The sequence below is a fragment of the Yersinia sp. 2540 StPb PI genome (assembly GCF_052217165.1).
Lineage (GTDB): Bacteria > Pseudomonadota > Gammaproteobacteria > Enterobacterales > Enterobacteriaceae > Yersinia > Yersinia enterocolitica_E.
Genome location: NZ_JAZGQC010000001.1, coordinates 3,413,118 through 3,433,322, shown reverse-complemented (window position 1 = coordinate 3,433,322; position 20,205 = coordinate 3,413,118). Strand labels below are relative to the sequence as shown.

Genomic DNA, 20,205 nt, shown 5'->3' with positions numbered 1-20,205 from the left:
ATGGATATTACCGCGTTTTATCAGACTTTCTTTGATGAAGCAGATGAACTGTTGGCAGATATGGAACAGCACTTGTTATTGCTGGACCCACTGGCACCAGATAAAGAACAACTCAATGCCATTTTCCGTGCTGCTCATTCGATCAAAGGCGGTGCAGCGACGTTTGGCTTTACGGTATTACAAGAGACAACCCATCTGTTGGAAAACCTGTTGGATGGTGCTCGTCGCGATGAAATGCGGTTGAGCACTGATATCATCAACCTGTTTTTGGAAACGAAAGATATTATGCAGGAACAGTTGGACGCCTATAAAACCTCTCAGGAACCTAATGCGGAAAGCTTTGAGTATATCTGCCACGCATTGCGCCAACTGGCATTAGAGGCTTTAGAACAACAAAGCACAGGAACCAACACATCAGTAGCACAAGGGAATGGCGTTGTGATGACTGACACCAAAGTGGGGGGTAAGTCACCGGCATTGGTTCAGGGGGGAATGCGCATTCGCTTGTCTGGCTTGAAAGAGCAAGAAATCCCACTGATGTTGGAAGAGCTAGGCAATCTGGGTGAAGTGAAAGATCCGCATCAAAGTGCTGATAGCCTGGAAGCCACCCTGATTACGTCTGTCAGTGAAGATGATATCAGCGCCGTGCTCTGTTTTGTGTTGGAACCGGAACAGATCAGTTTTATACCCGCTGAATTGCAACCAGAAGCTACAGCTGAAATGGCTGTAGTGGCGCCGGTTATCGCAGAATTACCGCCAACGGCGGTGGCCCCAGTGGCTGAAACCAACAGTTCCCCTAAAACGGGTGTTATTGCCGCACCGACCAGCCCGGAACATGTAAAACCAAAAGCGAAAGCCAGTGAGTCAACCAGTATTCGCGTCGCGGTTGAGAAAGTTGACCAGTTGATTAATCTGGTGGGCGAGTTGGTGATTACTCAATCAATGTTGGCACAGCGCTCCAGCACGCTGGATCCCGTCATCAACGGTGATTTGCTCAATAGTATGGGGCAGTTGGAACGCAATGCGCGTGACTTGCAAGAGTCGGTGATGTCGATCCGTATGATGCCGATGGAGTATGTGTTCAGCCGCTTCCCTCGTTTGGTGCGCGATTTAGCCAGTAAGCTCAATAAGCAAGTCGAACTGACGCTGCTTGGCAGTTCTACCGAACTGGATAAAAGCCTGATTGAACGCATTATCGATCCCCTGACCCATCTGGTTCGTAACAGTTTGGACCACGGTATTGAAGATGCTGAAACCCGTATTGCTGCCGGTAAACCGCCGGTGGGGAATCTGACGCTGTCCGCAGAGCATCAGGGCGGTAATATCTGTATTGAAGTCTTGGATGATGGCGCAGGGTTAAACCGGCAGAAGATTCTGGCAAAAGCGCAGTCTCAAGGAATGGCCATTAATGAGCATATGAGTGATGAAGATGTTGGGATGCTGATTTTTGCTCCCGGATTCTCCACCGCAGAGCAAGTCACTGATGTTTCTGGCCGCGGTGTCGGTATGGACGTGGTTAAGCGAAATATTCAGGAGATGGGCGGCCATGTGCAAGTCAGTTTCCAGGCCGGTCTTGGCACTTCAATCCGTATTCTATTGCCATTGACGCTAGCTATTCTTGATGGAATGTCAGTAAAAGTCAGTGATGAAGTCTTCATCTTGCCATTGAATGCGGTAATGGAATCACTGCAACCTTTGGCTGAAGATTTACACCCGCTAGCCGGCGGTGAACGGGTATTACAAGTGCGCGGTGAGTATTTACCTTTGGTTGAATTGTACCGGGTATTTGATGTTGAAAACGCCAAAACTGAAGCCACTCAGGGCATCGTTGTGATTCTGCAAAGTGCCGGGCGTCGTTATGCACTCTTGGTAGATCAGTTGATTGGTCAGCATCAGGTGGTGGTGAAAAACCTCGAGAGTAACTATCGCAAGGTGCCAGGTATTTCAGCCGCAACCATATTGGGTGATGGCAGCGTGGCATTAATTGTTGATGTGTCGGCTTTGCAGGCATTAAACCGGGAAAAGCGTGTAACGGCTGATGATGTGGTCGCAGCCTAACAGGTGGACCAATTGAAGCCTGTATGGAACCCGTATGAAAACAGGTATAGGGCACGGAGTGTTCCGGTCCTGAAAACAAACATAAATTCAACCTATTGATTGAAGGGTAAAAACATGGCAGGACTAGCAACCGTCACGAAGCTGGCTGGCGAAACGGTAGGACAAGAGTTCCTGATTTTTACGCTGGGCGATGAAGAGTACGGGATTGATATTCTGAAAGTACAAGAGATCCGTGGCTACGATCAGGTGACCCGTATCGCTAACACCCCGACGTTCATTAAAGGTGTCACTAACTTACGCGGCGTCATTGTTCCTATTATTGATTTACGGGTTAAGTTTGCACAAAAAGGCGTGAGCTATAACGAAAATACCGTAGTGATCGTACTGAATTTTGATCAGCGCGTGGTGGGTATTGTCGTTGATGGTGTGTCTGATGTGCTGTCATTAACCAATGAGCAAATACGTCCTGCTCCAGAATTTGCCGTCACTCTGGCAACTGAGTATCTAACAGGTTTAGGTTCACTCGGGGAAAGAATGCTGATTTTGGTGGATATCGAAAAGCTGTTGAGCAGTGAAGAGATGTCGTTGATTGACTCCGTCATTAAAGGGTAAGTTTCGGTTAATTTGCCTATCGGGTTTCGGTTGATATTCGTTCAGTGATCAGGTGATCTCCTGTCTCATGTCAACCGAACCAATCACCACGTCGGTCTCCATCGAAACCGTGGTCCGTTTTTGTCCGGCCAAAACCTGATGAGGCCGGTTTTCACCTCGATAATAACAAACTGCTAACACTCATCCTCATCTCGTTAAAATAATGTCTCTCTCCGGTAAAGTTCCCCCTCCCAGTGCCGATAACACAGTTAATTAGACGTCCTATGTTTTGGCGTACCTGTGTTTTGACGTACTTATGAAGGGATAACATGTTTAAGCGTATGAAAGTGGTCACCAGCCTCCTGTTGGTGTTAGTGCTATTTGGTGCCTTACAGTTCGTTTCCGGCGGGCTTTTCTTCAATTCCCTGAAAAATGACAAAGAGAACTTTGCGGTTTTACAGGTTATTCGTCAGCAACAGTCGGTGTTGAATGAAAGTTGGGTAAATCTGCTGCAAACCCGTAATACGCTGAACCGCGCAGGCATCCGCTACATGATGGATGTGAATCACACCGGGAGTGGCCCTACGGTGAATGACCTGTTGGCATCAGCCAAAGGGACATTGGGTGTGGCGGCGGAGCGTTTTAAAAGCTACGAACAGATCCCGTTGGATAGCCAGCAAGATGCCGAATCAGCTAAAAAATTAAAACAGACTTATGACCAATACTTTGGTGCGTTGACCGAACTGATCCAATTGATGGAAGCTGGCAAGATCAATGAGTTCTTCGACCAACCCACCTCTAGCTTCCAAAATGCTTTTGAACAGGATTACAACACTTACCTGACACAAAATGATCGCTTGTATGCCTCTGCAGTGGAAGACAGCAACCAGTCATTTAGCTTCGCGATGGGGGTGATTGTTACCGTACTGATTGTGGTATTCGCGGTAATTATTGTTGTTTGGCTTGGCATGCAACACATCTTGATTAATCCGCTTAAACACTTGATAGAACATATTAAACATATCGCTAACGGTGACTTAACGCAGACTATCGAAGTGCATAGCCGCAACGAAATGGGCACATTGGCAGCCAGCCTGAAACACATGCAATCTGAATTGATTACCACCGTCAGTGACGTGCGTTTAGGTGCCGATGCTATCTATAGCGGTGCCTCAGAAATTTCCGCCGGCAACAACGATCTGTCAGCGCGTACAGAACAACAAGCCGCCTCACTGGAAGAAACCGCCGCCAGTATGGAGCAGTTAACCGCCACAGTGAAACAGAATGCTGAGAATGCCCGTCAAGCTAGCCAACTGGCCTTAAGTGCATCGGAAACGGCACAGAAAGGTGGCAAAGTGGTGGCGAATGTGGTGCAAACCATGCATGAGATTGCCGGTAGTTCACAGAAAATTGCAGATATTACCAGTGTCATCGATGGTATCGCTTTCCAGACCAATATCCTGGCGCTGAACGCCGCCGTTGAAGCTGCCCGTGCCGGTGAGCAGGGTCGTGGTTTTGCCGTTGTTGCCGGTGAAGTACGTAACCTGGCACAACGTAGTGCGCAAGCTGCAAAAGAGATTAAAGGCCTTATTGAAGACTCGGTTAGCCGTGTCGATATGGGGTCAGTACTGGTTGAAAGTGCGGGTGAAACCATGGGAGATATCGTTAATGCGGTAACCCGCGTCACCGACATCATGGGTGAAATCGCTTCTGCTTCCGATGAGCAAAGTCGCGGTATCGATCAGGTGGGTCAGGCGGTCACTGAAATGGACCGGGTAACCCAGCAAAACGCCTCTTTGGTGGAAGAGTCAGCCTCTGCCGCCGCCGCACTGGAAGAACAAGCCAGTATGTTAACCCAATCCATGTCTGTATTCATTCTGCGTATGGATAACGGTAGTACTACAAGAGATGTTAGAAAAATAAAGCAGCCGACACAGGATTTGAGCATCACAGCTAAAAAAACACTGGGAAGTGGCCTGCAAGACAATTGGGAAACTTTCTAGTCCCCTACAACCCTTCATACTTGAAATTGCAGGGGTGTTAACTGCGCTCACGAACCCGAATCACTTGACTGCGTAAGCTCATCGGGATTCGTTTGCTGGCTGCCTACCTGCAACTCCAATTATTTTGGGTGGACAAAAATAGATAAAGCCGACCAATGAGCCGGCTGAGAAGAGGTTACGATGTTTGGCCGAATTCGGATTTCTACCAGCTTTTTCCTGTTACTGATATTAATTTGCTCGATACAGTTAATTTCAAGTGGTCTGTCATTTACTGCTTTTCGCTCAGACTACCAAAATTTGAACCGGGTGGATCTCAGTAGCCAGCAACGGGATGCATTAAGCCTCAGTTGGGTATCCTTGCTTCAGGCGCGTAATACCTTAAACCGGGCGGGGACGCGCTCGGCTCTCAAAGTACCTCAGGAGCAAGTCAACGCATTAATGGGCAGTGCGCGCAGCTCATTACAAAAAGCGGACCTCTACTTCAATCAATTTATTGCGGTGCCACGCCTTGATGAGAGTGATAACGGTGGCGAATTGTTGGATGCCACTAAAAACAGTTATCAGAACTTACGGACGTCGTTACGACAACTAATCGATTTTCTGGAAGCCGGTAATTTACAAGGCTTTATGGACCAACCCACCCAGAAAACACAAGATTTGTTTGAAGCCGATTTTTTACAGTATTTGCAGTATGCCAATGAAGTGATTGCTGAGGCCGGTACCCAAAACCAGCAGGCGTACCATCTCTCCATGTGGATATTTGGTGCGGCGATTGTAATGGTAATAGCCATGGCGATTTCGTCGCTTGTTTGGCTGCGCACTATGTTTGTCAGGCCGCTGAAAATTATGCGCGCGCATTTTGACCGCATCGCACGGGGGGATTTATCGGCGCAGATTCATGTCTCCGGGCGTAATGAAATCAGCGAGATGTTTGCCAGTTTACGCATCATGCAGCAGTCGCTTATCACCACCGTTAGTCATGTCCGAGATGGCACTGAAGCAATGCTAACGGGGATTCAGGAAATTTCTGCTGGTAACAATGATTTGTCGGCAAGAACCGAACAGCAAGCGGCGTCACTGGAACAAACTGCGGCCAGCATGGAGCAACTGACCGCGACGGTCAAACAGAATGCGGATAATGCTCGTCAGGCAACATTGCTGGCGAAAGACGCATCAGCAACCGCTGCCAAAGGGGGTGAGTTGACGGGCAGTGTGGTGACAACCATGCATGATATCGCCACCAGTTCACAGAAGATTGGTGCCATTACCAGTGTTATTGACGGTATTGCCTTCCAGACCAATATTCTGGCGTTAAATGCTGCTGTTGAGGCTGCTCGCGCCGGTGAGCAGGGGCGCGGTTTTGCTGTCGTCGCCGGTGAAGTTCGTAATCTGGCCCAGCGCAGTGCACAAGCAGCAAAAGAGATTAAAGGGTTGATCGATGAATCGGTCAGCCGTGTTCGCCAGGGCTCCACTCTGGTTGAAAATGCGGGTACTACCATGGAAGAGATTGTTCGCTCAGTGACTCGGGTTACCGACATTATGGGTGAAATCGCTTCCGCCTCGGATGAGCAAAGCCGAGGTATAGAGCAGGTTTCACTGGCAGTAACACAGATGGATCAGGTCACTCAGCAAAACGCCGCATTAGTGGAAGAGGCTGCGGCTGCGGCTAACGCACTCGAAGAGCAGGCAAGTATGCTCTCCGATGCAGTGTCTGTTTTTCGTTTGGAGCAGGATAGCGACAGCGGGGAGGGGCAGGCGGCAGACGGCAGTGGTAAACAACCGGCTGTTAAGGAAATTCCAGATTGTCAAACGGCGTAACGAAGACTTTGTTGTGGGGTGAGGCCGGATGAAACCATCATCGATGAAACAGCCATCACCCCAAGAGTCTGGGTCGATCCTGACTCAGATGATTCAACGGCTCCCGTTGCCGGATGTTCACTTCCGGCGCATCTGCCAACTTATTTATCAACGAGCCGGGATAGTACTGGCCGATCACAAACGGGAAATGGTCTATAACCGCCTGGTCAGGCGGCTGAGATTGCTGGGGATTAACGATTTTGGTCAATACCTTGCTTTGCTGGAGACCGACCCGAACAGTGCAGAGTGGCAGGCATTTGTTAATGCCTTGACCACTAATTTGACGGCATTTTTCCGTGAGGCACACCATTTTCCGATTCTGGCTGAACATGCCCGCCAGCGGCCGGGAAGCTATTCGGTGTGGAGTACGGCGGCATCGACCGGTGAAGAGCCGTACTCTATCGCGATGACACTGTGTGATGTGTTGGGAAATAGAGCGGGTTCGTGTCAGGTGTTAGCCAGCGATATCGATACGCAAGTACTGGAAAAAGCGACCAGTGGTGTATATCGGCAAGATGAATTGCGTTCATTGTCGGCACAACAGATGCAACGCTATTTCTTGCGTGGCACCGGCCCACATCAAGGCATGGTGCGAGTGCGCCCGGAATTGGCCAATATGATCCATTTCCAGCAACTCAATCTGCTGGCACCAGAGTGGGCGTTACCCGGGCAGTTTGATGCTATTTTTTGTCGTAATGTGATGATTTATTTTGATAAAGAAACGCAGGAGCGCATTCTGCGTCGCTTTGTCCCTTTGCTAAAACCAGGTGGTCTGATGTTTGCAGGCCACTCGGAGAATTTCAGTCAAATTAGTCGGGAATTCTATTTGCGCGGGCAGACCGTTTATGGGCTGACCAAGGAGAGGTGATGAGTAAAATCAGAGTATTGTGCGTTGATGATTCTGCATTGATGCGCCAACTAATGACCGAGATTATTAATAGTCACCCGGACATGGAAATGGTTGCAACGGCTCCCGATCCGTTGGTTGCCCGTGATTTGATCAAAAAATTCAATCCGCAGGTTTTGACGCTCGATGTCGAAATGCCGCGGATGGATGGTTTGGATTTTCTTGAAAAGCTGATGCGGTTGCGGCCGATGCCGGTGGTGATGGTCTCATCATTAACCGGTAAGAACTCCGAGATAACTATGCGTGCGTTGGAGTTGGGAGCGATTGATTTTGTTACCAAACCTCAGCTTGGGATCAGAGAGGGAATGCTGGCTTACAGTGAGTTGATTGCGGAGAAAATCCGTACGGCTGCTAAAGCTCGCCTGCCGCAGCGCGGCCCAGAGAACGCGCCGGTTATGCTGACGCATACACCACTGCTCAGTAGTGAAAAGTTAATTGCAATTGGTGCCTCTACCGGGGGGACAGAAGCTATCCGTATGGTATTACAGCCGTTGCCACCGACCAGCCCGGCACTGTTAATTACTCAGCATATGCCGCCGGGTTTTACCCGTTCATTTGCTGAGCGACTCAATAAGCTGTGTCAAATCACTGTGAAAGAAGCAGAAGACGGTGAACGGGTCTTACCGGGGCATGCCTATATTGCGCCCGGCGATCGGCATATGGAACTGGCGCGTAGTGGGGCGAACTATCAGGTTCGCATTCATGACGGGCCGGCGGTTAACCGCCATCGTCCCTCGGTTGATGTCCTATTTCGCTCAGTGGCGCAGTATGCCGGGCGTAACGCCGTGGGGGTTATCCTGACGGGGATGGGCAATGATGGTGCGGCCGGGTTGTTGGAGATGTATCGCGCCGGTGCTTATACCATCGCGCAAAACGAGGCCAGTTGTGTGGTTTTCGGCATGCCGCGTGAAGCGATTGGTATGGGGGGCGTTAATGAAGTTCTGGATTTGAACCAGATAAGCCAGCGTATGTTGGCGCAGATTAGCAGTGGTCAAGCCCTGCGAATCTAGTAGACATTTTCCGGTGGAAATCGGGCGTTGATAGTTAATCGCTCAGCGGTGAGCAACAAACCTTAGGAGTTGGTATGGCGGATAAGAATCTCAGATTTTTGGTGGTAGACGATTTTTCGACCATGCGTCGTATTGTCAGAAACCTGCTGAAAGAGCTGGGTTTTAACAATGTGGAAGAGGCCGAAGATGGCGTCGACGCATTGAATAAATTACGTGCGGGTGGTTTTGATTTTGTGGTTTCTGATTGGAATATGCCGAATATGGATGGCCTGGACCTGTTGAAAACTATCCGTGCCGATGGTGCTCTTAGTACTTTGCCGGTTCTGATGGTAACCGCCGAAGCGAAAAAAGAGAATATCATCGCAGCAGCGCAAGCAGGTGCCAGTGGTTATGTAGTGAAACCTTTCACTGCCGCTACCTTGGAAGAGAAGCTCAATAAGATTTTTGAAAAGTTGGGTATGTAAGGAGGCGAGATGAGTAACCATCAAATGCCCGCAACAGATGCGGCATCGGCCAGTGATATAATAAGCCGCATTGGCCAATTGACGCGGATGTTACGCGATAGCCTGCGCGAATTAGGTCTTGATCAGGCGATTGCACAGGCTGCGGAAGCCATTCCAGATGCGCGTGATCGACTGGATTATGTCGTTCATATGACGGCTCAGGCCGCAGAAAGAGCACTGAATTGTGTTGAGGCAGCACAGCCGCGCCAAAATGAGCTGGAGTCATCGGCAAAGGCGCTTAAAGTTCGTTGGGACGAATGGTTTGCTAATCCTGTCGAGCTGTCAGATGCCCGCTCTCTGGTCGCTGATACCCGTGAATATCTGGAAGTCGTGCCGCAACATACCTCATTTACCAATGCACAATTGTTGGAAATCATGATGGCGCAAGATTTCCAGGACCTTACCGGTCAGGTTATCAAACGCATGATGGATGTGGTGCAAGAGATTGAGAAGCAGCTATTAATGGTACTGATGGAAAATATCCCAGATATGCCATCTAAACCGCAAAAACCTGCTGACAGTCTACTCAATGGGCCACAACTGGATAAGAATGGTGCTGGTGTTATTGCCAACCAGGATCAAGTTGATGATCTGCTGGACAGTTTAGGCTTCTAAGCCGACTGATGACCATAATCGGCAGGTGAGGGGATATCTCATCTGCCATTATTTCTCTCTGTATTGATCTGCGCGATAACTTCATTTAAGGCTGCTTGTTGTTTAGCCAACCAGCCCCCTAACAGACGACTGAGCCTGACATGATGTCCTCATCCGAGAAATAACCCCCTAATTGCTGCTTTGTTCCATCCATAACCTTGCTGAATATTTGTCATGCTAGACAGCAATTTTTTATTTCCTAATTATCTGATATTGGAACGCTTACGCTGAACAGGAAAACCTGCTGTGGCTGAAGATAGCGACGCGGAAAAGAGCGAGGAACCCACAGCCCACAAGCTGGAGAAGGCTCGCGAAAAAGGCCAAATACCGCGTTCGCGCGAACTGACCTCGATGCTGATGCTCGGGGCCGGTTTGGCGATCCTGTGGGTATCTGGGGAATCGATGGCTCGCCAACTGGCGGCGATGATTGCCCAAGGGCTGCATTTTGACCATGGCATTATCAGCGATGATAAGCAGATGTTGCGCCAAATAGGGATGCTGCTGAGTCAAACGATGATGGCATTACTGCCAATCTTTGCCGGATTGGTGATCGTGGCGCTAGCAGTACCGATGCTGTTAGGTGGGGTGCTGTTCAGCGGAGAATCCATCAAGTTCGATTTTCAGCGGATGAGTCTGATTGCGGGCTTAAAGCGTATGTTTTCTTCTCAGGCTCTGGCCGAATTGCTGAAAGCCATCCTCAAGGCCACGCTGGTCGGTTGGGTCACGGGAATATTCCTCTGGCACAACTGGCCAGATATGATGCGGTTGATGGCAGCCCCGCCAGTGGCGGCTTTAAGTGATGCTGTCCACTTGATTATTTTCTGCGGACTGGTGGTGGTATTAGGCCTGACCCCGATGGTTGGATTCGACGTGTTCTTCCAAATAACCAGCCACATTAAAAAATTACGTATGACCAAACAAGAGATACGTGATGAATTCAAGGATCAAGAAGGTGACCCACATGTGAAAGGGCGCATTCGTCAGCAGCAACGGGCTATGGCTCGCCGCCGAATGATGGCTGATGTCCCTAAAGCTGATGTAATAGTGACCAACCCAACCCACTATGCTGTTGCCTTGCAATACAACGAAGCAAAAATGAGTGCACCCAAGGTGCTGGCGAAAGGTGCTGGCGCAGTGGCACTGCGTATCCGCGAGTTAGGTGCAGAGCATCGTATTCCGTTATTAGAAGCGCCACCGCTGGCCAGGGCACTGTTTCGGCACAGCGAGGTAGGTCAACATATTCCAGCCACCCTTTATGCCGCGGTGGCAGAAGTTCTTGCCTGGGTATACCAGTTGAAGCGTTGGAAACGGGAAGGCGGGCTAATCCCGAAAAAACCTGAACATCTGCCAGTGCCGGAAGCACTGGATTTTGCAACAGAGAGTGAGACTGACTAATGGCTAACTTGGCCGCCCTGCTACGTTTACCGGGCAATTTTAAAGATACGCAGTGGCAAATCCTTGCCGGGCCAATTCTTATCCTGATGATCTTGTCGATGATGGTGCTGCCGCTGCCGCCCTTCATCCTTGATTTGCTGTTTACCTTTAATATCGCGCTGTCCATTATGGTGCTGTTGGTTGCCATGTTTACCCAACGCACGCTGGATTTTGCCGCCTTCCCAACCATTCTGCTGTTCTCAACGCTGTTGCGTTTATCGCTAAACGTCGCCTCCACCCGTATCATTCTGATGGATGGGCATACCGGTGCGGCGGCTGCGGGCCGAGTGGTGGAAGCGTTTGGTCACTTTCTGGTTGGTGGCAACTTTGCCATCGGCATCGTGGTCTTTATTATTTTGGTCATAATCAACTTTATGGTTATCACCAAAGGGGCGGGGCGTATTGCAGAAGTGGGGGCGCGCTTTGTTCTGGATGGTATGCCCGGTAAGCAGATGGCGATCGATGCCGACTTAAATGCTGGCTTGATTGGTGAAGACGAAGCCAAAAAACGCCGTTCCGATGTTACGCAAGAAGCTGACTTCTACGGCTCAATGGACGGGGCCAGTAAGTTTGTTCGTGGCGATGCGGTTGCCGGGTTACTGATCATGGTGATTAACGTGGTCGGTGGCTTACTGGTAGGGGTGCTTCAGCACGACATGGCGGTGGGCCATGCAGCAGAAACCTATACCTTGTTGACGATTGGTGACGGCCTGGTAGCACAAATCCCGGCATTGGTTATCTCGACGGCGGCGGGTGTTATCGTGACCCGCGTCAGTACCGACCAGGATGTTGGCCAGCAAATGGTCACCCAGCTATTTAATAACCCACGCGTGATGGTGCTGAGTGCCAGTGTCCTCGGGTTACTGGGGATGGTGCCTGGCATGCCTAACTTTGTCTTCCTGCTATTCACCAGCGCACTGTTGGCATTAGCCTGGCGTTTACGTGGCAAACAAATGCAGCAACCCATGGTGGCAGAATCACCGGTGGTGCAAGACCAGCAACAAGCTACTGAAGCGACCTGGTCAGATGTTCAACTGGAAGATCCGCTGGGTATGGAGGTGGGGTATCGCCTGATTCCGATGGTGGATTTCCAGCAAAATGGTGAGCTGTTGGGGCGGATTCGCAGTATTCGTAAAAAGTTTGCTCAAGAGATGGGATACCTGCCACCGGTGGTGCATATCAGAGATAATCTGGAACTGCCACCAGCAAACTATCGGATATTAATGAAAGGGGTCGAGATTGGCAGTGGCGAAGCTCATCCCGGCCGTTGGTTAGCCATTAACCCCGGCAATGCAGTCGGTTCGTTACCCGGTGAGGCCACCCATGATCCCGCCTTCGGATTGGCGGCGGTTTGGATTGAAAGTGCATTACGTGAGCAGGCGCAGATTCAAGGTTTTACCGTGGTTGAGGCCAGTACCGTTGTGGCGACCCATCTAAACCATCTGATTAGCCAATTTGCCAGCGAACTGTTTGGCCGCCAGGAAACCCAGCAATTGCTGGACAGAGTTGCGCAAGAGATGCCGAAGCTGACGGAAGACTTCATTCCCGGCGTCGTCACCTTAACCACGCTGCATAAAGTACTGCAAAATCTGCTAATGGAGCGGGTATCCATTCGCGATATGCGCACCATTATCGAGACACTGGCTGAACATGCGCCAAACCAGACCGACCCTTACGAATTAACGGCGGTAGTTCGAGTGGCGTTAGGGCGCTCCATTGCGCAACAATGGTTCCCGGGAACCGGCGAAATTCAGGTCATCGGGCTGGATGCGGCATTAGAGCGTTTGTTACTACAGGCGCTGCAAGGTGGGGGTGGTCTGGAGCCAGGTCTGGCTGACCGTTTGTTGGATCAATCTAAACAAGCGCTGCAACGTCAGGAGATGTTGGGTGCACCGCCGGTGTTACTGGTTAACCATGCACTACGGGCACTTTTAGCCCGTTTCTTGCGCCGCAGTTTGCCGCAGATGGTGGTGCTGTCTAATCTGGAAATTGGCGATAATCGCCAGATCCGGATGACATCAACGATAGGAGCTGCTTGATGCTAACTCGTCTCTCCCTAATGTTGGCTACACTACTTCCGGTATGTGTATTGCCGTTGAAGGCTGTCGCTTCAGGCACTTGGGTGGCGGACGATATTGGGGTTACGCAGGGTTTGCGCGGGGTAGCTACCTCGTCGGCGGTACTGCAACCACCGGTAGCGCTGGCGCAGGAAAATGCGCGCATCGTGTCGGTTGGTTGGCGCTACCAATTAATGTCGACAGCGCCAGAGGGTTTACAGGTTAAATTATGCACCCCGACCCGTTGTATGCCACTTGAGGGTGGCAGCGGACAGAGCCGGGGACTGGCGGGAGAGGCGGCAGCAACTCAACTGAGGTTTGTTTACTTTATTGCCGGTAAAGGCCGGGTTAACCCGCCGTTGCAAGTGATCAGCAATCAGGTGTTGGTCAATTATCGCTAAAACCAGACGAAGGGGTAATAGCAAGTCGTACAGAAATAGACCGGATGTTCGAGCTGATTGTTGGTCTCAACGGCCTGCACTGCCTGACTCATTGACAGTGCTGCCGCACCGCAAAAAAAACACCCCAGTAGCAGACTTACATACCTTTTTTTCATATTTCCTCCTTGACACTAAGCACATTTGCTCAGTTTCAGCAGACTAAAACATCGGAGAAAAACAGGAAAACTCATTTTTTAAGTAGGTAGAAAGCATTGAGGGCACGAGCCAATCAACGCGGAGGAACGCTACGGATATAAGCCTCGGCTGAGCGGCGGTTTATATCCGTAGGGATGAGGTTTTAAATACCGATCTTGCGGCCCAGTAGACTGGCACCTTTAGAATGACCATCTGGCCCGTATAGTGACTGGCCGTGGCGGGTATTCAATACTGCCAGCGCCTGAGTATTATGCTCAATATGCTGTTGTAGCAATAATCCATTGTGCAAATTACTGTACTGAAGGTTCTCAGCCAGCTGCAAGATACGTTGCCAACGAATTGCCAACTCTTGAATCTCGCTATAAGGCGCCTGTATATTGGCCGCAATTTCGGTGGTGAGCCGGGTTTGATCCAGATAAGCCAAGGTGGCCAGTATTGAACTTTTTTGTTCCGTCACACCTTGCAGCACGACACCTTGAATCCGACCGGAGCAGAGTAATTGCTGCTCTTGTGCTACCACAGTCGTCAGTGACTCGAGAAGTTCCAGTTGCTGGTCCAAATTGGTCTGTAGTCTTTCCACCACCACGTATCCTTTTACGGTTAACGACTGTTTTGCGGTTAACGATTATTCTAGGGTTAATGACTTTTGTTATGTTTAGCTATTTCTCAGAAAATCCGCGACATTCTTTAACAGAGCATCGGCAATTTTACCGGTGTCCATCGTCAGTTGACCTGAGCGGATAGCCTGTTTTAAGGTTTCTACACGTTCTACGTTGATGTCCTGGCTGCCCGGTTGCATCAGTTTTGCCTGCGCATCACTTAATTTAACCTCAGTACCACTCACCTGTGCTTTTGTCTGGGCAGAAGGCTTACGCATCTGCTGCGCAATGTCACTGGTTTCCCGTGGCTGCACTTGCGATACCGGTAATAACGGTTGAGTGCGATCAATACTCATGTTGTGTTGCTCCCTCTATAGCGGGATTGACGTTTATCGACCCGCGAGACTTTTATCTTTTAACAAAAAGAAAGGCGGGATTGTCACAGTGCTACCCGCAAATAACTGCATACCAGAGTTATCGGCAAAGGTTAAAAAAACTTTAATCACTATAACATAATCCGAATTGTGCCATCTTCGGCTACGGTGCCACTGACGATTTGGCCGGATGCCATGCGCACCCGAACGTTATCCTGTATGGCGGCGTTGTTCATCGCTTTACCATTACTGTTAACATTAAATCCTTCTCCCTGTGCCAAAACTTGCACCTCTTGCCCTGCTTTAATGACCCACAATCGACGCAGCATATTGCGCGTCAGCGGCTGGCCGGCACTGATTTGCCGCAAGCTGACGGCACCTTGAGCAAAATGCGAATCCAGCAAGGCGCCGGGGGGGAGGGTATCCAACCGGCCTTGTTTCATCTGTATATCAGACACGGCAATTTTCTCACCCGCTGCCAGTTGGCGGCCAGCCACAGCATATTGCCCACTGACCTGCACTTGTGTCTGAATAAAACGGCGAACCCCCTCACAGCGTACGGACAAACTGATATTGCCCCACGGGCGCGCATTGGCAGGCAGCGTGATTTCTGGCACTTCGCATTGCGGCCATTGGTTCTGTGGCGTTTTGATAACCACCTTAACCTGACTCTCTTTATCCGGGTATTGCTGTTGGAAGAATTGATTTACCTGCGTTAATAAATCTGCCGCCATCGCTGAATGAGTGACGGTCTGACTCAGCAACAGCACCCCCCAAGCCAACTTTATGACGCCATTTTTATTCATTGTCATCAATCTCCTTTCTGCCTGTGTAACCAGGTAATACCAGGGCACACCCCTTTTGCACACTAGTGTACCTGTAGCGCGATGAGGTTAAGGGGACAAATAGCGACGCATTTTGCTCTTATTCTGGCGATAGGCTTTCCTATACGGCGTTTATGCTGTCGACTCCAAATTCTAACCTTGCGGGGGGACTATGCTCGACAAACTGGACGGTGCTCTGCGTTTTCAACAAGAGGCGCTTAACTTGCGTGCTCAACGACAGGAGATCCTGTCGTCCAATATTGCAAATGCGGATACACCCGGCTTTCAGGCACGTGATATTGATTTCTCCAGCCAACTGAAAAAAGTGATGGAGCAAGGCCGTGCCACAGGTACAGGGGTGTCGCTCAGTTTAACGTCAGCCCGTCATATCCCGGCAAGCACCGTTGCGCCACCTGACCTTGACCTTTTATTCCGGGTTCCAGACCAGCCGGCGATGGACGGTAACACGGTTGATATGGATCGTGAACGTACTAATTTTGCCGATAACAGCCTGAAATATCAGACCGATTTGACCGTTCTTGGCGGCCAGATCAAAGGGATGATGTCAGTGTTACAACAAGGATAAGACGTATGTCTTTACTGAATATTTTTGATATTGCCGGTTCGGCATTATCAGCCCAATCGCAACGGTTGAACGTCAGCGCCAGTAACATGGCCAACGCCGATAGCGTTACCGGCCCGGATGGTCAGCCTTATCGTGCCAAGCAAGTGGTGTTTCAGGTAGCGGCTCAACCAGGGCAGGAAACCGGCGGGGTACGTGTATCACAAATCGTTGACGATCCCGCACCGGATCGTTTGGTGTATCAGCCGGGTAATCCGCTGGCTGATGCCAAGGGTTATGTCCGCATGCCCAACGTTGATGTAACAGGGGAAATGATTAACACCATTTCGGCCTCGCGTAGCTATCAAGCCAACGTTGAAGTGCTTAATACCACTAAATCTCTGATGCTCAAGACGCTAACACTGGGTCAATAACAGGAGCTTGTCTATATGGCCATTACCAATTCTCTGACTGAGAGCGATTACGGTATTACCAACACCACCGGGACCAATTCCACCACCGGTAGCGGTAGCACCAGTCAGGATTTGCAGAACAGTTTCCTAACGTTGCTGGTTGCCCAGTTAAAGAATCAGGACCCGACTAACCCAATGCAAAACAACGAGTTGACAACGCAATTGGCGCAAATCAACACCGTAAGTGGCATTGAAAAGTTGAATACTACACTGGGCTCCATCTCCGGGCAGATTGATAGCAGCCAGTCGCTGCAAGCCAGTAGCCTGATTGGCCACGGCGTGATGATCCCCGGCACCACGGTGTTGGCAGGCAGCAAAGATGGCACCGTCACTACCACGCCATTTGGTGTTGAGTTAGAACGTTCAGCAGACAAAGTGACGGCAACCATCAGCGACAGCAATGGTCTGGCAGTACGCACCATTGAAATCGGTGGCCTGTCAGCAGGTGTCCACTCCTTTACCTGGGATGGTTCACTGGACGCGGGCGGTAATGCGCCAGATGGTGCTTACACCGTGACGATCGCCGCCAGCAGTGGTAGCGAGTCACTGGTTGCTACTCCGCTGAGCTACGCGGTTGTTAATGGTGTGACCCGTGGCAGTGACGGTTCCAAGCTGGATCTGGGCCTGGCGGGGACTATCACCATGGATAAAGTCCGTCAGATTTTGTAGGTCAGAGATCAGTCTTAAGCAGTAACCAAACAAACACCACGGTGAGTTAACTAATTGAAAAAACTCATCTTAATTTTTTAAATAGCGTTTGATATGTCATCAATGCTCAAGGTCTATAACGGACCCCGAATCTAACGGAGAAGAAAATGGGCTTTTCTCAAGCAGTCAGCGGTTTGAACGCAGCATCCAGCAATCTGGATGTGATCGGTAACAATATCGCCAACTCGGCGACATCAGGTTTTAAAGCCGGCTCAGTTTCTTTTGCCGATATGTTCGCAGGTTCCCAGACCGGTATGGGGGTTAAAGTTGCCGGGATTACTCAAGACTTTAACGACGGTACGCCAACCACCACCAACCGCCGTTTGGATTTAGCCATCAGCCAGAGTGGTTTCTTCCGCATGCAAGATAGCAGCGGCGGTGTGTACTTTGCCCGTAACGGCCAGTTCAAACTTGATGAAAACCGCAACATCGTTAACATGCAAGGGCTGAGTCTGACCGGTTATCCGGCAACAGGGACTCCTCCTACCATACAGCAAGGGGCAAACCCGGTACCCCTGTCGATTCCTCAGGATATGATTGCCGCGAAAGCCACCACCTCGGGCAATATGGTCGCTAACCTGACCTCAACCCATGATGTTATTAGCGCAACCTTTGATCCGCAAAAGCCAGATACTTATAGCTTTGTGAATAACATGACCACCTACGATAGCCTGGGTAACCGCCACGTTATCAATGTGTATTATGTGAAAACCGCTGAAGATGCCATCAATGGTAATAGCTGGAATGTCTATACCAAAGACAGCAGCGGGACATTGGCCGATGCGACTAAACCTTTTGACCCTGCTGACCCTGCCGCTGCCTCTCTGCGCGGAACGATGGTATTTGATACCAATGGCGCACTGAAAAGCGTGAAAAATGGTGCGGGTGCTGCCAGTACCACTGACTTCAACCTGACTGTCCCTATGGCGGTGGTGAATGGTGCCCCGGCGCAAACCTTCGCGCTGAATGTTGGGGGTAGCAAACAGCAAAATACCGGTACTGACGGTATTGTGACTCAGAACCAAACCGGCTATGCCGCAGGTGAGTTCACCGGCTTCCAGATCAACAACGATGGCTCGGTTGTCGGCACTTATTCAAACCAGCAGACCCAACTGCTTGGCCAAATTGTGCTGGTTAACTTCTCTAACCCTGAAGGTTTGTCTCCTGAAGGCGATAACGTTTGGAAAGAAACCAAGTCTTCCGGTAACCCGATCCTCGGTACTGCCGGTGGTGGCGGTTTCGGCACTTTGACCAGTGGCGCGTTGGAGTCTTCTAACGTGGATTTGAGTAAAGAACTGGTGAATATGATTGTGGCGCAACGTAACTATCAGTCCAATGCGCAGACCATCAAAACTCAGGATCAGATCTTACAAACTCTGGTTAACCTGCGTTAATCGAACTGACGGGATAAGCTCATGGATCACGCAATATATACCGCGATGGGGGCTGCCAGGCAGTCGCTGGAGCAGCAAGCGGTTACGGCTAACAATCTGGCTAACGCCTCGACGCCGGGTTTCCGCGCGCAGTTGTCAGCGATGCGTGCCGTACCTATCGACGGGCCGAGCATGGCAACCCGTACCATGGTGACGGCATCGACCCCCGGTGTGGATATCAGTCAGGGGACGATGAATTATAGCGGCCGCCCATTGGATGTTGCCTTACAGCAAGATGGTTATCTGGCGGTGCAACTGCCTGATGGCACCGAGGCTTATACTCGCAACGGGAATATTCAGGTTGCGGCTAACGGTCAAATGACCGTGCAGGGCTACCCGCTGATGGGCGATAACGGCCCGATTGAAGTGCCACCGCAGGCCGCAGTGACTATTGCGGCTGATGGCACCATTTCGGCGCTGAACGCCGGTGACTCACCGAATACGATTGCTCAGCTCGGCCAAATCAAACGGGTTAGGGCCAATGCGGGTGAAGTGATGCACGGTGATGACGGTTTGTTCCATCTGACTCCCGCGACGCAACAGGCGCGTGGTGCTCAGTTGGCCAATGACCCGCTGATTAAAATTATGCCGGGTGTACTGGAGGGCAGCAACGTGAAAGCGGTTGAAGCCATGACAGACATGATTGCCAATGCCCGCAGTTTCGAAATGCAGATGAAAGTCATTCACAGTGTGGATGAAAATGAACAGCGCGCTAATCAGCTGTTAGCAATGGGCTAAGCGCGCAGGCGCAGAGGAATAAACTGATGATCCGATCATTATGGATTGCCAAAACCGGTTTGGATGCACAGCAGACCAATATGGATGTCATCGCCAACAACCTGGCGAACGTCAGCACCAATGGCTTTAAGCGCCAGCGGGCGGTATTTGAAGATTTGCTCTACCAGACCATGCGCCAGCCGGGTGCGCAATCCTCCGAGCAGACAACCTTGCCATCGGGTTTACAGATTGGTACCGGTGTTCGCCCGGTAGCGACAGAGCGTTTACACAGTCAAGGCAACCTGTCCAAGACCGACAATACCAAAGATATCGCCATTAAAGGTGAAGGGTTCTTTCAGGTGCAAATGCCTGATGGTACCAACGCTTATACTCGCGATGGGTCTTTTCAGGTGGACCAAAACGGCCAGTTAGTAACATCCGGCGGTTTTCAGGTACAACCGGCGATTACCATTCCGGCCAATGCCCTGAGCATGACGGTGGGGCGCGACGGGATAGTCAGTGTCACCTTGCAGGGGCAAACTGCCACGCAGCAAGTCGGGCAACTGACATTGACCACATTTATCAATAACAGTGGCTTGGAAAGTATTGGCGAAAACCTGTATCAGGAGACCGCCAGTTCCGGTGCACCAAACGAAACCACGCCAGGTCTGAATGGCGGGGGCTTGCTGTATCAGGGCTATGTTGAGACCTCTAACGTCAATGTGGCGGAAGAGTTGGTCAATATGATCCAGACGCAACGAGCCTATGAAATCAACAGTAAAGCGGTTTCAACTTCAGACCAGATGTTGCAAAAACTGACCCAATTGTAAATCCGCTTTCAGGGG

The 20,205-nt window shown here is 50.5% G+C and carries 21 protein-coding genes; 17 read left to right on the top strand and 4 right to left on the bottom strand.

The window, feature by feature from the left end; genetic code table 11:
- From cheA to V1956_RS15835, 11 genes are all read left to right on the top strand, one after another.
- On the top strand, positions 1-2,058 hold the full coding sequence (gene cheA / locus V1956_RS15885; RefSeq protein ID WP_372559878.1) for a chemotaxis protein CheA: 2,058 nt from the start codon (positions 1-3) through the stop codon (positions 2,056-2,058).
- A 114-nt stretch (positions 2,059-2,172) separates the two neighbouring features.
- The gene (cheW, locus tag V1956_RS15880; RefSeq protein WP_083159171.1) at positions 2,173-2,670 is read left to right on the top strand and encodes a chemotaxis protein CheW; all 498 of its coding nucleotides are present in this window, start codon (positions 2,173-2,175) and stop codon (positions 2,668-2,670) included.
- 308 nt (positions 2,671-2,978) lie between these two features.
- Positions 2,979-4,652, top strand: coding sequence for a methyl-accepting chemotaxis protein (locus tag V1956_RS15875; protein WP_372558660.1), 1,674 nt, complete (start codon positions 2,979-2,981; stop codon positions 4,650-4,652).
- Positions 4,653-4,832: 180 nt separating this feature from the next.
- Complete coding sequence (locus tag V1956_RS15870; RefSeq protein ID WP_372558661.1) at positions 4,833-6,470, top strand: methyl-accepting chemotaxis protein; 1,638 nt, start codon at positions 4,833-4,835, stop codon at positions 6,468-6,470.
- A gap of 28 nt (positions 6,471-6,498) precedes the next feature.
- On the top strand, positions 6,499-7,377 hold the full coding sequence (gene cheR, locus V1956_RS15865) for a protein-glutamate O-methyltransferase CheR (RefSeq protein ID WP_372558662.1): 879 nt from the start codon (positions 6,499-6,501) through the stop codon (positions 7,375-7,377).
- Positions 7,377-8,426 carry a protein-glutamate methylesterase/protein-glutamine glutaminase gene (locus V1956_RS15860; protein WP_083159168.1) on the top strand — a complete coding sequence of 350 codons (1,050 nt, stop codon included), beginning with the start codon at positions 7,377-7,379 and terminating at the stop codon, positions 8,424-8,426. The genes cheR and V1956_RS15860 overlap by 1 nt, the downstream gene beginning before the upstream one ends.
- Before the next feature lie 74 nt (positions 8,427-8,500).
- Positions 8,501-8,890: a chemotaxis response regulator CheY gene (gene cheY, locus V1956_RS15855; RefSeq protein WP_372558663.1), complete on the top strand. Its 390-nt coding sequence runs from the start codon at positions 8,501-8,503 to the stop codon at positions 8,888-8,890.
- Positions 8,891-8,899: 9 nt separating this feature from the next.
- Positions 8,900-9,544: a protein phosphatase CheZ gene (gene cheZ, locus V1956_RS15850; protein ID WP_372558664.1), complete on the top strand. Its 645-nt coding sequence runs from the start codon at positions 8,900-8,902 to the stop codon at positions 9,542-9,544.
- A gap of 285 nt (positions 9,545-9,829) precedes the next feature.
- Positions 9,830-10,978, top strand: a complete 1,149-nt coding sequence (gene flhB, locus V1956_RS15845) for a flagellar biosynthesis protein FlhB (protein ID WP_372558666.1) — start codon at positions 9,830-9,832, stop codon at positions 10,976-10,978.
- On the top strand, positions 10,978-13,056 hold the full coding sequence (gene flhA / locus V1956_RS15840; RefSeq protein ID WP_372558667.1) for a flagellar biosynthesis protein FlhA: 2,079 nt from the start codon (positions 10,978-10,980) through the stop codon (positions 13,054-13,056). Before flhB ends, flhA begins: the two co-directional genes overlap by 1 nt.
- Positions 13,056-13,475 (top strand): flagellar protein FlhE, encoded by a 420-nt coding sequence (locus V1956_RS15835; RefSeq protein ID WP_420070831.1) that lies wholly within the window; start codon positions 13,056-13,058, stop codon positions 13,473-13,475. The genes flhA and V1956_RS15835 overlap by 1 nt, the downstream gene beginning before the upstream one ends.
- Here V1956_RS15835 and V1956_RS15830 read toward each other — a convergent pair.
- The 4 genes from V1956_RS15830 to flgA form a co-directional block, all read right to left on the bottom strand.
- On the bottom strand, positions 13,472-13,630 hold the full coding sequence (locus tag V1956_RS15830; RefSeq protein WP_420070830.1) for a hypothetical protein: 159 nt from the start codon (positions 13,628-13,630) through the stop codon (positions 13,472-13,474). The genes V1956_RS15835 and V1956_RS15830 overlap by 4 nt on opposite strands.
- A gap of 182 nt (positions 13,631-13,812) precedes the next feature.
- The gene (locus tag V1956_RS15825; RefSeq protein WP_083159163.1) at positions 13,813-14,253 is read right to left on the bottom strand and encodes a flagella synthesis protein FlgN; all 441 of its coding nucleotides are present in this window, start codon (positions 14,251-14,253) and stop codon (positions 13,813-13,815) included.
- 72 nt (positions 14,254-14,325) lie between these two features.
- A complete protein-coding gene (gene flgM / locus V1956_RS15820) occupies positions 14,326-14,625 on the bottom strand; it encodes a flagellar biosynthesis anti-sigma factor FlgM (RefSeq protein ID WP_372558669.1) in 300 nt (99 codons plus the stop codon).
- 149 nt (positions 14,626-14,774) lie between these two features.
- The gene (flgA, locus tag V1956_RS15815) at positions 14,775-15,455 is read right to left on the bottom strand and encodes a flagellar basal body P-ring formation chaperone FlgA (RefSeq protein WP_420074268.1); all 681 of its coding nucleotides are present in this window, start codon (positions 15,453-15,455) and stop codon (positions 14,775-14,777) included.
- Positions 15,456-15,639: 184 nt separating this feature from the next.
- Between flgA and flgB the strand changes: the two genes are divergently transcribed.
- The 6 genes from flgB to flgG all read left to right on the top strand — a co-directional run bounded on the left by flgB (position 15,640) and on the right by flgG (position 20,190).
- Positions 15,640-16,053, top strand: a complete 414-nt coding sequence (flgB, locus tag V1956_RS15810; protein WP_083159160.1) for a flagellar basal body rod protein FlgB — start codon at positions 15,640-15,642, stop codon at positions 16,051-16,053.
- Positions 16,054-16,058: 5 nt separating this feature from the next.
- A complete protein-coding gene (flgC, locus tag V1956_RS15805; RefSeq protein ID WP_005189321.1) occupies positions 16,059-16,463 on the top strand; it encodes a flagellar basal body rod protein FlgC in 405 nt (134 codons plus the stop codon).
- A gap of 15 nt (positions 16,464-16,478) precedes the next feature.
- The gene (gene flgD / locus V1956_RS15800) at positions 16,479-17,171 is read left to right on the top strand and encodes a flagellar hook assembly protein FlgD (protein WP_420074267.1); all 693 of its coding nucleotides are present in this window, start codon (positions 16,479-16,481) and stop codon (positions 17,169-17,171) included.
- A 146-nt stretch (positions 17,172-17,317) separates the two neighbouring features.
- Positions 17,318-18,604: a flagellar hook protein FlgE gene (gene flgE / locus V1956_RS15795; RefSeq protein WP_420074266.1), complete on the top strand. Its 1,287-nt coding sequence runs from the start codon at positions 17,318-17,320 to the stop codon at positions 18,602-18,604.
- Positions 18,605-18,625: 21 nt separating this feature from the next.
- Complete coding sequence (locus V1956_RS15790; protein ID WP_005189342.1) at positions 18,626-19,381, top strand: flagellar basal body rod protein FlgF; 756 nt, start codon at positions 18,626-18,628, stop codon at positions 19,379-19,381.
- Positions 19,382-19,407: 26 nt separating this feature from the next.
- Positions 19,408-20,190 carry a flagellar basal-body rod protein FlgG gene (gene flgG / locus V1956_RS15785; protein WP_005189344.1) on the top strand — a complete coding sequence of 261 codons (783 nt, stop codon included), beginning with the start codon at positions 19,408-19,410 and terminating at the stop codon, positions 20,188-20,190.
- Positions 20,191-20,205 lie beyond the last annotated feature (15 nt).

Excerpts from the sequence above, each read along its gene's own strand:
- V1956_RS15830 (WP_420070830.1), bottom strand. The coding sequence starts at position 13,630 with ATGAAAAAAAGGTATGTAAGTCTGCTACTGGGGTGTTTTTTTTGCGGT.
- flgE (WP_420074266.1), top strand. The coding sequence starts at position 17,318 with ATGGGCTTTTCTCAAGCAGTCAGCGGTTTGAACGCAGCATCCAGCAAT.
- flgB (WP_083159160.1), top strand. The coding sequence starts at position 15,640 with ATGCTCGACAAACTGGACGGTGCTCTGCGTTTTCAACAAGAGGCGCTT.
- flgA (WP_420074268.1), bottom strand. The coding sequence starts at position 15,455 with ATGACAATGAATAAAAATGGCGTCATAAAGTTGGCTTGGGGGGTGCTG.
- V1956_RS15835 (WP_420070831.1), top strand. The coding sequence starts at position 13,056 with ATGCTAACTCGTCTCTCCCTAATGTTGGCTACACTACTTCCGGTATGT.
- flgC (WP_005189321.1), top strand. The coding sequence starts at position 16,059 with ATGTCTTTACTGAATATTTTTGATATTGCCGGTTCGGCATTATCAGCC.
- cheY (WP_372558663.1), top strand. The coding sequence starts at position 8,501 with ATGGCGGATAAGAATCTCAGATTTTTGGTGGTAGACGATTTTTCGACC.
- flgD (WP_420074267.1), top strand. The coding sequence starts at position 16,479 with ATGGCCATTACCAATTCTCTGACTGAGAGCGATTACGGTATTACCAAC.
- V1956_RS15870 (WP_372558661.1), top strand. The coding sequence starts at position 4,833 with ATGTTTGGCCGAATTCGGATTTCTACCAGCTTTTTCCTGTTACTGATA.
- cheR (WP_372558662.1), top strand. The coding sequence starts at position 6,499 with ATGAAACCATCATCGATGAAACAGCCATCACCCCAAGAGTCTGGGTCG.
- V1956_RS15860 (WP_083159168.1), top strand. The coding sequence starts at position 7,377 with ATGAGTAAAATCAGAGTATTGTGCGTTGATGATTCTGCATTGATGCGC.
- flgG (WP_005189344.1), top strand. The coding sequence starts at position 19,408 with ATGATCCGATCATTATGGATTGCCAAAACCGGTTTGGATGCACAGCAG.
- V1956_RS15875 (WP_372558660.1), top strand. The coding sequence starts at position 2,979 with ATGTTTAAGCGTATGAAAGTGGTCACCAGCCTCCTGTTGGTGTTAGTG.
- cheZ (WP_372558664.1), top strand. The coding sequence starts at position 8,900 with ATGAGTAACCATCAAATGCCCGCAACAGATGCGGCATCGGCCAGTGAT.
- cheW (WP_083159171.1), top strand. The coding sequence starts at position 2,173 with ATGGCAGGACTAGCAACCGTCACGAAGCTGGCTGGCGAAACGGTAGGA.
- flhA (WP_372558667.1), top strand. The coding sequence starts at position 10,978 with ATGGCTAACTTGGCCGCCCTGCTACGTTTACCGGGCAATTTTAAAGAT.
- cheA (WP_372559878.1), top strand. The coding sequence starts at position 1 with ATGGATATTACCGCGTTTTATCAGACTTTCTTTGATGAAGCAGATGAA.
- flgM (WP_372558669.1), bottom strand. The coding sequence starts at position 14,625 with ATGAGTATTGATCGCACTCAACCGTTATTACCGGTATCGCAAGTGCAG.
- V1956_RS15790 (WP_005189342.1), top strand. The coding sequence starts at position 18,626 with ATGGATCACGCAATATATACCGCGATGGGGGCTGCCAGGCAGTCGCTG.